8 protein-coding genes are annotated in these 13,323 nt (G+C 35.7%); 6 read left to right on the top strand and 2 right to left on the bottom strand.

All coding sequences use genetic code 11. From position 1 onward, the window contains the following. Nucleotides 1-231: 231 nt before the first annotated feature. The 5 genes from B11cv2_RS05050 (at nt 232) to B11cv2_RS05080 (ending at nt 8,809) form a co-directional block, all read left to right on the top strand. Nucleotides 232-1,263 (top strand): MoxR family ATPase, encoded by a 1,032-nt coding sequence (locus B11cv2_RS05050; protein ID WP_100693597.1) that lies wholly within the window; start codon nt 232-234, stop codon nt 1,261-1,263. Then, nucleotides 1,263-2,174 carry a DUF58 domain-containing protein gene (locus tag B11cv2_RS05055; RefSeq protein ID WP_100693598.1) on the top strand — a complete coding sequence of 304 codons (912 nt, stop codon included), beginning with the start codon at nt 1,263-1,265 and terminating at the stop codon, nt 2,172-2,174. The genes B11cv2_RS05050 and B11cv2_RS05055 overlap by 1 nt, the downstream gene beginning before the upstream one ends. Next, entirely contained in the window at nt 2,171-4,975 is a 2,805-nt protein-coding gene (locus B11cv2_RS05060) for a DUF4159 domain-containing protein (protein WP_100693599.1), read from the top strand. Before B11cv2_RS05055 ends, B11cv2_RS05060 begins: the two co-directional genes overlap by 4 nt. Then, a complete protein-coding gene (locus tag B11cv2_RS05065) occupies nt 4,972-7,068 on the top strand; it encodes a glutamine amidotransferase (protein ID WP_100693600.1) in 2,097 nt (698 codons plus the stop codon). The genes B11cv2_RS05060 and B11cv2_RS05065 overlap by 4 nt, the downstream gene beginning before the upstream one ends. Before the next feature lie 844 nt (nt 7,069-7,912). Next, the gene (locus B11cv2_RS05080) at nt 7,913-8,809 is read left to right on the top strand and encodes a metallophosphoesterase (RefSeq protein WP_100693603.1); all 897 of its coding nucleotides are present in this window, start codon (nt 7,913-7,915) and stop codon (nt 8,807-8,809) included. Nucleotides 8,810-9,344: 535 nt separating this feature from the next. Here the strand turns inward: B11cv2_RS05080 and B11cv2_RS05085 are convergent. Next, nucleotides 9,345-10,253, bottom strand: a complete 909-nt coding sequence (locus tag B11cv2_RS05085; RefSeq protein ID WP_100693604.1) for a cation diffusion facilitator family transporter — start codon at nt 10,251-10,253, stop codon at nt 9,345-9,347. A 745-nt stretch (nt 10,254-10,998) separates the two neighbouring features. On the opposite strand from B11cv2_RS05085, the gene B11cv2_RS05090 reads away from it, so the two are divergent. After that, nucleotides 10,999-11,814, top strand: coding sequence for an RNA methyltransferase (locus tag B11cv2_RS05090; protein WP_100693605.1), 816 nt, complete (start codon nt 10,999-11,001; stop codon nt 11,812-11,814). Nucleotides 11,815-11,867: 53 nt separating this feature from the next. Here B11cv2_RS05090 and mnmA read toward each other — a convergent pair whose 3' ends face one another. Further along, complete coding sequence (gene mnmA / locus B11cv2_RS05095) at nt 11,868-13,097, bottom strand: tRNA 2-thiouridine(34) synthase MnmA (protein ID WP_100693606.1); 1,230 nt, start codon at nt 13,095-13,097, stop codon at nt 11,868-11,870. Nucleotides 13,098-13,323 lie beyond the last annotated feature (226 nt).

A 13,323-nucleotide genomic window follows, 5' to 3' on the forward strand; every position in this document is an offset into this window, starting at 1 on the left:
AAATTTTCATTATTCCCTTTCAAACTTGTATATTTCAATAAATACAACGCATAATATATTTTTTATAAACCATAATCTTTCTCCATAAAAATATTCTTAACTTGTGCGAAGGAGATAAAAAACAGCTTATTACACTTCTTTTCTTTTTATTTTCTGTTACAAACCATGAAAAGATTTATAATCATATAAAAGAAATTATTATTTTACGACACATGGCTTTAAGGAAAAAATATGAGTCAATATGATACATTATCCCATTCTACTGAAAAGGCGAGTATCAATGATGATGCCTCATTAATTGTTAAAGATATTGATGAAGCACACAAAGAGCTCGATACTCTACAACAAGCAATTGACGAAGTTATTTTTGGACAAAGTCATGTAATTGAATATACCTTAACAGCTATTTTAGCAGGTGGACACGCTCTTCTTGTTGGTGTTCCGGGACTTGCTAAGACGCGTCTTGTTGAAACACTTGGAATCGTCTTGGGACTTGATGCAAAACGCATCCAATTTACACCAGATTTAATGCCATCAGATATTATTGGTTCTGAGATCATGGATTCAGATAAGAATGGTCAACGTTCTTTCCGTTATATTCAAGGTCCTATCTTTACTCAGCTTCTCATGGCCGATGAAATTAACCGCGCTTCACCTCGCACACAATCAGCCCTTTTACAAGCCATGCAAGAATACCATGTCACTATTGCTGGAACACGTTATGATCTACCAAAACCCTTTCATGTGCTTGCAACTCAAAATCCTATTGAACAAGAAGGAACTTACCCTCTTCCTGAAGCGCAACTCGATCGCTTTTTAATGCAAATTGACATTGACTATCCTGATTTAGCGACAGAACGGCGTATTATCTTAGAAACGACAGGTAAAAAAAGCCAAATTGCAAAACCCGTTTTATCTATTAAAAAATTACAAAAAATCCAAAAAATTGTCCGCCAAATGCCAATTTCTGAAAGCGTTGTCGAAGCTATTCTGAAGTTAGTGCGTTCAGCTCGTCCTCATAAAGATAATTCTCTTGCAAACGCTTATATTTCTTGGGGCCCTGGTCCTCGAGCATCACAAGCACTTTCATTATGCGTTCGTGCCCGTGCCCTTTACTACGGACGTCTAGCTCCTTCACTTGATGATGTTCAAGCACTCGCCCAACCTGTTTTACAACATCGTATGGCACTTAATTTTTCTGCACATGCTGAAAATATAACTATAAAAGAAATTATTGCTAATCTTATGAAAGATTCCCTCTGATGGCTATTGGCAAACAAACTTTTAAAGAAAGCCCAAAATCACTTGCTGCAACATTACAGAAAGATGCAGCTAATATGCCCTATTTCCTTTTACAAGCAAATCGTCTTGCCAATACATTAATAACCGGAAGACATGGCCAACGCAAACACGGCAATGGAGAAAATTTCTGGCAATTTCGTCCTTATGTGCAAGGTGAATCCATCACACATATTGACTGGCGTCGTTCAGCGCGTGATGAACATACCTACCTACGTGAACGTGAATTGGAAAGGATGCAAACTGTTTGGATTTGGCCCGATCAAAGTGCTTCTATGCAATATTGTTCATGCTTTTCAACAATCTCTAAAGGCAATCATGCCATCATTCTTTCCCTTGCATTAGCAAAAATTCTTGCAAAAAGTGGAGAATATATTGCTATTCCTGACTTAATGGCTCCAACTATGTCCTCCAATGTCATGGAGCGTATGGCTTTAGCTTTAACGAATCATCAAATTGAAAATTCATTTCCAAATTTCTCAACTGTAACGCGTTTTTCACAAGCCATCATAATGAGTGACTTTCTTGATCATCCTGAAAAAATTATTGATCATCTGAAAGTTTTAAAGACAAAACAAGTCAATACACATCTCATTGAAGTTACCGACCCAGCAGAAGAACATTTCCCTTACACAGGCCATATAGAATTTTTTGATCCTGAGACAAAAGAAAAACTCCTCGTGAGAAGAGCAGAAAACTTGCGTAAGAATTATCACAAGCTCTACCAAGAAAGACGACAAAAATTAATAGACTTTTGCTTACATCAAGGATGGACTTACCAGGTTAGCTCAACGGATCGTCCCTTAACAGAAGTTATTGTGCACTTCACAAAGAAAATGAAATCTTCTAAATCTTACCTAAGGAGATCACTTTGAGTTTTGACGCTCCTTTCCTTTTGTTTGGACTTTTGGCCTTACCAGTTATTTGGTGGTTGTTAAGAACAACACCCTCAAAACCTCATAAAGAACTTTTTCCCCCTTTGCGCCTTCTGCTTAAACAAACTAATCAACAGGAGACTACCAATCATACACCTTGGTGGTTATTATTATTACGACTAACCATAGCCGCACTGATCATAATAGCGTTAGCGCGTCCTACTTGGATTCAAAAACCGATTGTATTTTCTGGTTCTCATCCTCTCGTGCTCATCATTGACAATGGATGGGCATCCGCTGAAGAATGGAAAAAACGCATTACAGTTGCCAAATCTTTAATTACACAAGCAGAAAAACAACAAAAAAATATTTATTTACTTGCAACAGCTGAAAACAATGCGCACGATATCGGTCCTTTTTCTGCAGAAGTCATCAAACAACATTTATTGCATTTACATGCTCGTCCTTGGCCTGTTAACCGCGTCCAATCCCTTCAAAAGCTCATAGAACAGATTGGTGAACAACCTCTTGATATTGCGTACTTAAGTGATGGTTTGCAAACAAACGAAGATAGTCAAGCTTTTACCCTTATAAAACAATTAAAGCCGAAAACATTCTTATGGTATGCGAATGATGTTTCCAACATAACTGGCATAACAAACATAGAAAATAACAATGGAAATATGGCAGCACGTGTCATTCGTATAACTCCTTATGGTGAGACTCCAATAACACTCAGCCTTTATGATTTAAAAAGTCAACTCCTTGCTCGTTTTACAACAAACTTTCATGAAGGAGAAACAACAGCTCTTGTTCCTTTTGATTTACCACTTGAATTACGTAATCACATTGCTTGGATTAAAATTGATGACCAAGCCCAAGCTGCTGCGACCTTTTTAATCGACAACCGTAGCCGAATAAACCGCGTTGCCCTTTTATCACCCAACATCAATGAAATGGTACAGCCCTTACTTTCTCCAATGTACTACGTTATCAAAGCATTACAAGGTCATGCACAACTTATAACAACTGGAGGAGGAGAGCTTTCAAGTGATATTGATCGTTTACTGAACCAAAATCCATCTGTTTTCATTATGGGTGACATAGTTAATATATCAAAAGAAGCAGAAAAAAGGCTATCTCATTTTGCAAATAAAGGAGGAATACTTATCCGTTTTGCTGGAGAGAATCTGAGTTCTGCAAAACATTATGACAGCTTATTACCTGTGTCATTACGTTCTGGTGAACGCTTACTTGGCAGTATTATGTCGTGGACGAAACCACAGAAATTAGCACCTTTTGCAAAAAACAGCTTCTTTTTTGACCTTCCTTTTCCAGAAAATATCACTGTTTCACGCCAAATTCTTGCAGAACCAAATTCAGATCTTTTTGAAAAAACATGGCTTAGTCTCGAAGATGGCACTCCACTTATTACTGCTGCCAACCATGGTAAGGGTATGCTCATTCTTATTCATATTGCACCTGATCCTACATGGTCAAATCTTCCTCTTTCCGGTTTTTTTACACAAATGTTACAAAAACTTATTACGCTTAGTACACATGCAAAAGAACCTCAAAAGCAAATAAAAACAGCGACAATATACAATCCTTGGCAGACACTCAATGCCAACGGTCAGTTACAAACAGCTCCCTCTCATGTTATTCCACTCATTACTGATGAACAAAAAGCTCCCCTTCCATCCTATCATACTCCACCTGGACTCTATGGTGTTCAAAACAATCTCTATGCTCTCAATCTACTCAATCATGCATCACACTTAACAAGACAATCATCATCACCTTATTTCTTAAGTGATAAAACTCTACCCTATGATACACAAGAAAAACATTTCACTGGATCTCTATTAGGACTAACTAGTTTATTACTAGCCCTCGATAGTTTTTTGGTTTTATGGACAGGCAGAGCTCTCCTTCTTAATAGGAAAAGCAGTATGCTACTTCTTCTCCCTCTCATAGCAGTCTTTATTGCTTTTTTTCTATATCCATCAATTATGCAAGCAGAAATTGTAGAAAACTATGATGATACTATCATAAGAGCAGCAGGGACTACTCATCTCGCTTATGTCATAACCAATAATCATGAAATCGATACAACGAGTAAAAGTGGACTAGAAGCACTCAGCCAATTTATATCAGAACGTACAATGCTTTCACCTGGTTCTGTTGTAGCGCTTGACCTTGATAAGGATGAGCTCAGTTTTTATCCTCTTATTTACTGGCCAATTGATACGAATAGCCCTATGCCAACACAAAAAAGTCTTGAAAAAATCAATGCCTACATGAAAAATGGTGGTGCAGTTTTATTTGACACTCGTGATCAAATAAATACCAATCTTACCCTTGAAGAAACAGCTACCCCAGCCACACAAAGATTGCGTACTATATTAAACGGGTTAAATATTCCAACGATGGAACCAGTATCAACTGAGCATGTTATTGCCCGTTCTTTTTATATTATGCCTGATTTTCCAGGACTTTATCGTGGTTCCCCTTTATGGGTCGAGTCATCTTCAATAAACAAAAAAAACAAAAACTCTATCACTGCAGGGGATAATGTTAGCTCTTTTTTCATCACTGCAAATAACTTTGCTGCTGCTTGGGCGCTAAACGAACAAGGCAGGTGGAAATATCCACTTATTCCCAATGATCCTATGCAACGTTTATGGGCATTTCGTGCAGGATTGAATATTGTTATTTATATACTTACGGGAAACTATAAAGCCGATCAGATTCATGTTCCTGCATTATTAGAGCGTTTTAATAGAGAAAGAAGGCAATGACACAATCTCTCACCTTTCAGCCTTTTTTGCCTAGCATTTGGCTTCTTTTTGTAGGAGGGCTCCCCGCTTTTTTTATAGTTATTGGGCTTATTACAAAACGCCGCGGAGCTTTTTTACGCCTTCTAGCACTAGCGTCTCTTATCCTTGCACTCCTTAATCCAATGATCACAAAAGAACAACGTGAATCTGTTAAAAGTGTTGTAGGTATTGTTCTTGATCATAGCGAAAGCCAAACATTTGGAACACGTGAGGAAGATAGAAATAAAGCCCATACACAATTAATAAATGCGCTAGCACATTACCCACAATTCGAACCACGCTTTATTGAAGCTGGAAAACTTTCTGATAATCATTATGCACCGTCAACAAATTTGTTTCACGCTTTAACACAAAGTATATCCAGTATACCACCCTCTCGCTATGCAGGAACGATTTTAATCACGGATGGACAAGTACATGACATCCCACAGCTATCAAAACTTAACCATGATGCCCCAATTAATGCTTTGATCACAGGGAAAGCAGATGAATTTGACCGCCAAATTAAATTCATTTCTCCTCCCCGCTTTGCTCTTATCAATAAACCATTTATTCTCTCTATTTTAGTAGAAGATAAAGGACATCCTAAAAAGCCCATACCAACACAAGCAAATATTACCGTAAGCATTAACGGTCAAGAAGTCGGTCATCATTCTGTAACACCTGGTGTTGTCTTTCAAACTGAAATCACCCTATATCATGCAGAAAAAAACATTATTCAAGTTACAACTGACACACATGAAGGAGAATTAAGTCTTAATAACAATCGTGCCATAACTGTTATTGAAGGCATTAGAGAAAATCTGCGTGTTCTTCTGATTTCAGGTGCACCCTATAATGGTGAACGTGCATGGCGTGACCTTTTAAAAAGTGATTCTAATATCGATCTCATTCATTTCACTATTTTGCGTCCTCCTGAAAAAGCTGACAATACACCTATCAACCAATTATCACTTGTAGTCTTCCCTACCACCAAATTATTTGTTGAAGAAATCAATAATTTTGATCTTGTTATTCTCGACGGCTACCAATATTCCAACGTTCTTCCATTGATTTACTATGATTATATTGCCCAATATGTCCAACAAGGTGGAGCATTGCTGATAGTAACAGGACCTGAGTTTACTACAGAATTCTCATTAGCTAAAACGCCTCTAATAAGTGTTCTACCAGCGCTACCAAATGGCACCATAATTCAAAAACCTTTTCGCCCTACCCTCACTAAAGAAGGTGAGCGCCATCCTGTTACACGGGGTCTTGCAACCCCTGCTCATCCTGCTCATCAATGGGGACGATGGTTACGACAAATTGTAGTCCAAAATACAGCAAAAGCGACTGTGATCATGAAAGGAGCTGATGAACAACCACTTTTGCTTCTTTCCCATATTGGTAAAGGTCGTGTAGGAATGTTGCTTTCCGATGAAAGTTGGCTTTGGGCGCGAGGTTTTGAAGGTGGAGGTCCTTATGCAGCTCTTTACCGTAGAATTGCCCACTGGCTTATGAAAGAACCAGAACTTGAAGAAGAAAAATTAAGTGCTTTGAGTCATCATCATCATTTAACAATTCGTCGACAAACACTCCAAGATCACCCAGAAGCAGTCGAAGTAGTTTTTCCCTCTGGCAAAAAAAAGAACATCACTCTCACGAAAGAACAAGAAGGTGTCTTTACAGGTAATATTCAGACCGATGAAACAGGAATCTTTACTGTTCGTAATGGTAATCAAACAGTACTTTCTACTGTAGGAGCAGTCAATAATCCTGAATTGTCTGATTTAATTTCAACAGAAGAAAAACTGACTCCTATCAGTAAACAAACGGGTGGTCATGTTATGCGCTTATGGAATAAAGAAAAAAATGATATCCATCTTCCTCCCATTAAACTGGTTCAATCGCAAACAGGAAAAGTATCATCTTCTCCTCATTCAATTGTTCTGAAAGAAGCAACAGAAACTCGTTTGATTAATATTTCTCACTTTCCTATTTTTTCCGGATTTTTAGCGCTACTTACCTGTTTTTTATTGTTGAGCAGTGTATGGTATCGTGAAAATCATTAAAAATTCAAAGTAACTTGATAACTTCTTGAATGCAGTTTTATACTTATTGAGCACGCACAATAATATACTTTACCCTGCGCCCTTTTTCGTGCACCTTCTTGTAATTCCAAAGCGAAAAATCGCTCTAGTTTTATGGATGCAAATATTTGTATTTTTCCATGTTTTATTTCTTTAAATCCGAAACAACTATAATAGTTTTCATTTCCAATCACAATCACCAAAGCAACAATGCAACTTTCCACTCCTGTTCATATTAAATGCATTAAGCTATTTCCCACACCAATATTTGTATAATCAGAGTGCACGACAAGAAGCCCTAATAAATAAGAAATTCGTTGTTGTATTTTTATAAGCGTCATCCTCACTAAACCAATAACAAAATCTCTACTGCAAACTACAAAAGAAAGTTGATAATCATGTTTTCCATCTTCTTTTAGCAAATAACTTGCACACGTAAAATGGACCAGAGCCCCAAATTATCTGCTTAATTTTTTCAATCGGACCCTCATATTCCATTGTTTCAGAACAATAATTAATTGCATTACAAGTTGCAGAAAAAAAGACTGAGAAAAAAATGATGTATCTGTCATGAAGAATAATTAGAAAAATTCATATGTAGTCAAAAATACCAAATGGTTTTATTTTAAACGCTTTGATTTTCTCGCTTATTTTTCATAGAATATTGTCTCCTCCTAGCAACCGTTTATTTTGCATTTTGTTCTATCACAATCAATATTCAAAAATCTGTCTAATATCCTTAATGAACTGTTCAATTATCTATTATCTGTAACAATCAACTGGATTACCTTGCCTATTTTTTATTGCCTAATTTTTTTTCAACGCTATGCTAACGTCTATGTTTTATCTTGCTCATATATCAGATGTACATCTTTCACCCTTACCACAGCCTTCCTTATGGGAACTTTGCGGGAAGCGTCTAACTGGATATCTGAATTGGAAAAAAAAACGTAACAATCAAATGAAGTCAGATGCTTTAGAAACGTTAATGCACGCATTGAAACAAAAAAAGCCTGACCATATTGTTATTTCTGGTGATCTCGTTAATCTTTCTTTGGATAAAGAATTTACGCAAGCTCGCAACTGGTTACTTGCTCAAAATAATCCTGAAAATATTTCCCTAACATTTGGAAATCACGATGCTTATGTTCGTGGAGCATTTCAAAAAGCCTGTACTTACTTCCAACCTTGGATTAAAAGTGATTTCTCACAAAAAAATCCTTTCCCTTATATGCGTATTCGTAATAATATAGCGATTATAGGCGCTTCTTCAGCTATTGCCACACCACCTTTTCAAGCTTCGGGCTACTTTGGTAAGAAACAAGCAAAAATTTTATCCCAGTTCTTAAATGAAGCAGCAAAACAGGGTTTCTTTCGTGTTGTGATGATTCATCACCCTCCTTTTCACCATGCTACTTCTTGGTATAAAAAGTTATGGGGTATAGAGCGTTTTCTAGAAGTGGTTAAACACCATGGTTGCGAACTTATTCTCCATGGTCATACTCATTTACCTACGTTGAATATTATTGAAGAAAAAATAAGCAAGATTCCTGTTGTTGGTGTTTCTTCAGCCTCACAATCTTTCGGAAGTAAAAAGCCCCCTGCAAGTTTTAACTTATTTGCTATTAAATATTTGCATCATCAATGGCACTGCCAATTGCAGCGCTATGGTATTATTAATCATAATAATAAAATAGCATGTATTGAAAAAATTGATCTTTAATATTTCGAAAAACAAAAAGTTCTTTACGAAAATATACTATTTTATAATAATTAGCTCTTGTATAAAATTTCTCTTGAGTAAATTCTGAATAAAGAAAATAATCAAAAATATAACTCAACATTAAGCAATAGGAACACATAAACTAACTAGCCTCATTCACTAATTTATAGAGATTATGGTCAGTGATGCTGTTCATAAGGATGGAGAAATTCAAAATACAAACAAAAAAGAAATTTAAAATCGCTATCTTTCTGTTTATCTTCCTTGAAATAAGCAGTAACAATTTAAAGTATTTTCCTTCGAAAAGAAACAATTCATAATCTCTTTGGTGAAAACTGTTATTGATTCCAAATACAATAATAAATCTGAAATTCAGTATCATTGTAGAAATATTCGAAATAATTTTCTTGTTATACCTTTTAAAAAAAATTGTGTGTTTCTGCAATGCCTCTTAAAATCATAGAAAAATATCAATAAACATAGCATATATCCACACCCTCTTTGAGAGTCGCTCTATTGATAACACAATCAAATCTTACACAAAAGGAACAAACGCTGTGCCAAGATGTAATTTGGCTTCATTTTCAGGTTCTATATGAATAGTAACACGAACATTCTTAAATTCCGCTTCAAGTGCATTCTCAATATTGTTACAAATCTGGTGTGCCTCTCCTACTTGCATGTCAGTTGGTACAACTAAATGAAACTCTATAAAAGTAACTCTACCAGCAACACGCGTTCTTAAATCATGGATTTCAATTGCACCACATGCACTAACTGAAATAAGATTACGAATCCGCATCGTTTCATTTAATTCAACTCCAACATCCATAAGTCCCTGAATAGCATTATAAATTACCTTACCTCCTTGCAAAAGAATATTAATAGCGACAATTACTGCCAAAATTGGATCTATAACAGCCCATTCAGTTATAAATGCAGAAACCAACCCAATTAAAATGCCAAATGAAGTTAAAACATCTGTCATTAAATGGACTCCATCAGCTTTAAGAGCAGGAGAACGGTGAATTTTTCCTTGCCGAATAAGAAGCCATCCCCAAAAAAAATTGATAATACATGCTGCTAAATAAGGACAAAGCCATATTCCAGGTTTTTTTGGTGCTTCAACTGTTATGAATGCTAGCCATGCTTCTCTTAAAATAAAAATTGCCGCAATAATGATAAATACACCTTCAAGAAAAGCAGAAAAATACTCTGCCTTATGATGTCCAAAAGGGTGATCTTGATCAGCAGGCTTCATACTTATTTTAACTGCCCACCACGCCGCTAAAGCGGCAAGGATATTTACAATAGATTCTAATACATCAGAATAAAGGGCAACTGAATTCGTAATATAATAAGCCCAATATTTCAAAGAAAATACAATACAAGCCACTCCAATAGACAATATAGTCAATCTTTGTATCTGTATTTTTGTATCCATAACTCAATGATCTTTTTATTATAATGAGCAATAATATTTTTAATATATCTTCCAACACTCTCTTAAAATAAAAAGAAATATTGAGAGAAAATAAAACTAATTTTTATAATTTACCGTCACTTTTCCACAGTTCTGATACATATTACTTTATAAAAAAGTGGTTCAGATAATACTTATCAAAAGTTGATTTTCTCCAGACATCAAATACAATTAATCTGACTATTAATAGCTTATTAAACAGCTTTCTCTCTATTACCTTTAACTAAAATGAACAACTTTTATACTTAAATACGGCTATCCTAATACATTGCCTACACTACTCTTATGGCATGAATAGACATCAAAAAATACAAAAAACTAAGAATTTCAATCCAGTTTTTCTCTTATACTTTTAAATGCAACAACCACTATAAATAATTTTACAGAAAAATAATTGTTAAAATCACCCCTGAAATAGAAGAAAATAAGTTTGAATAAACATTTCCTAATATAAAAATAAAGAACCTGGGCATTGGGAACCCAGGTTCTTTTTCCTTTTAATAAGGATTTACAGGCTTAGGAAATAGCGGGGACCTAAGATCCTGTACCCGATATGAAAACAATATATTTGCCACACTCGGTATACGTTTTATATATCAATAGTTGTATATTGTCAATAATATTCTACTTTAAAGTTAAAAATAATGTTTTTTATCTCTCTATTCAATACCTAGTGATTTAAAAAAAATAATGTTAAAGATTTTATATGATTCTGAATATCACCACAATTCACGAAGCCGATGATCCATGTTTGGAAGCTTACCGTAATATTCGTGAAAAAGATCTCGTTGGACGACAGCATCAATTTGTTGCCGAAGGAAAAACGATATTATCATCATTGTTGCATTCAAAAGAATTTTCTACCTTATCATTGCTTGTTGTTGCGGCACGGCTTTTAAGTATTATGCCCATTTTAAAAGAAACAAAACCAACATGCCCTATTTATTGTGTTCCGCAAAAAATCATGGATGATATTGCTGGTTTTCATGTTCATCGTGGTATGCTTGGCATTGGGGAACGTAAAAAACTCCCATCATTAAAAAAGTTTTTACAAAATCTTCCAGAAAAAGCTTTGATTTCAGTTTTATGTGGCATCTCTAATTATGAGAGTATGGGAGCTATTTTTCGTAATGCAGCGGCTTTTGCGAGCACTGGTATTATCCTTGATAAAACATGTTGTGATCCTCTTTATAGAAAATCAATCAGAGCTTCTGCTGGAGCAGCTCTAAGCGTACCCTATACACGAGGAGATGATATTGAGAGCATTATAACAGCTTTAAGTGATGCGAATTTTGAGCTTTACACGCTTTCCCCTTCTGCTACCTGCTATCTTAAAGATGCAAAAGCAACAAAACACACAGCACTTATTTTTGGAATAGAAGGGAATGATTTACCAACACATATTCTCCAAAAATCAGAGACTTTGCGGATTCCTATGGCTTATGGATTTGATAGTATCAACCTTGCTACAGTATCAGGTCTTACCCTCGCACATTTTGCTGATTTCGATAAATTGAATTAACACATTCATATTTAAAATAAATTATCAAACGATATCCTGTTTATCTTATACATTTATTTACATACAAAGGATGTTTCACCTTTGAAAAAGGAGGAAGTTTTCATTTTCAAATTACATAAAACTCTCTTCAACATTTTTTCAGTGTCAGCGGCACGTTCTGCACATGTAATAAATCCACCTCCAAGAATACGTGCTTCATGACTATTATCATTATAAAGAACGCAGGCTTGACCTGGTGCTACACCACTCTCACTTTCCAACAAATCAACAAAAAACGACCCTTGTTTATAATGTAAACGCGCTGAACGTGGAGGACGCGTTGAACGAACCTTTACTGCGACCTCAATACCGTCAAGAGGAAAATTATCTAACTGTTCATCACCAAGCCAATTCACATCACGTAAAAAAAGTTTACGCGTTTCCAACATCTCACGCGGACCAACAATAACACACGCATTTTCTACATCAAGATAAATGACGTAAAGTGCTTCACCAGTTGAGACACCAATTCCACGACGCTGGCCAATAGTATAATTAACAATTCCTGAATGTTCTCCCAAAATTTGCCCATCAATATGCACAATAACTCCAGGATTTGCAGCCTCTGGACGTAACTTTGTAATAATATCAGAATATTTTCCTTGTGGAACGAAGCAAATATCTTGGCTATCGTGTTTATTGGCAACAACTAAACCCATTTCGGTTGCTATTTCGCGCACACGCTCTTTTGAAAGATCACCTAATGGAAAGCGTAAATAATCAATTTGCTCTTGTGTTGTAGCAAATAAAAAATAACTCTGATCACGATCAGCATCAAGAGAACGAAATAATGCTCGATGTGCACCATGAACACGACTGCGAATGTAATGGCCTGTTGCTAAAGCATCTGCACCTAACTCATATGCAGTTGTTAACAAATCAGAAAATTTAACAGTTTGATTGCAAGAGACACATGGAATGGGTGTTTCTCCATGCGCATAGCTTTCTGCAAAAGGATTAATAACAGCCTCGCGAAACCGTTCTTCATAATCCAGTATATAATGAGGCACACCTAAAGTTTCCGCTACACGACGCGCGTCTTCAATATCTTGTCCTGCACAACAAGCCCCTACACGATGTGTTGCAGCGCCATGATCATATAATTGTAACGTGATCCCTACTACATCATAACCTTCTTTTTTTAAGAGGCCCGCAACAACTGACGAATCAACTCCTCCAGACATCGCAACAACAACACGAGAATTTTTAGGATGCCCTGGCAAATCAAGACTATTTAAAAACATACATTCACTCTCTATTTTTTAAAATACCTGCTAAATATATGCAATATGATCCGTTTATATTATTTTTTTGTCTTCCCTACAACTAACGAGTGATATCAGACTGTCAAAGAAGGAGCTTAAAGTAAAAAACAATCAATTAAAATAGAGGTTCTTTCATAAAAAATTACTATAAATACTATAACATATTGTTTTATTTATAATATCTGCAAATGATTTTATTAATTTT

This window comes from Bartonella sp. 1-1C (assembly GCF_002810325.1).
Taxonomy (GTDB): Bacteria; Pseudomonadota; Alphaproteobacteria; order Rhizobiales; family Rhizobiaceae; genus Bartonella; species Bartonella rochalimae.

What these genes read in the sequence shown, in the direction of transcription:
- B11cv2_RS05050 (WP_100693597.1), top strand. Translation starts at nt 232, where the DNA reads ATGAGTCAATATGATACATTATCCCATTCTACTGAAAAGGCGAGTATC.
- B11cv2_RS05055 (WP_100693598.1), top strand. Translation starts at nt 1,263, where the DNA reads ATGGCTATTGGCAAACAAACTTTTAAAGAAAGCCCAAAATCACTTGCT.
- B11cv2_RS05065 (WP_100693600.1), top strand. Translation starts at nt 4,972, where the DNA reads ATGACACAATCTCTCACCTTTCAGCCTTTTTTGCCTAGCATTTGGCTT.
- B11cv2_RS05080 (WP_100693603.1), top strand. Translation starts at nt 7,913, where the DNA reads ATGCTAACGTCTATGTTTTATCTTGCTCATATATCAGATGTACATCTT.
- B11cv2_RS05085 (WP_100693604.1), bottom strand. Translation starts at nt 10,253, where the DNA reads ATGGATACAAAAATACAGATACAAAGATTGACTATATTGTCTATTGGA.
- B11cv2_RS05090 (WP_100693605.1), top strand. Translation starts at nt 10,999, where the DNA reads ATGATTCTGAATATCACCACAATTCACGAAGCCGATGATCCATGTTTG.
- mnmA (WP_100693606.1), bottom strand. Translation starts at nt 13,097, where the DNA reads ATGTTTTTAAATAGTCTTGATTTGCCAGGGCATCCTAAAAATTCTCGT.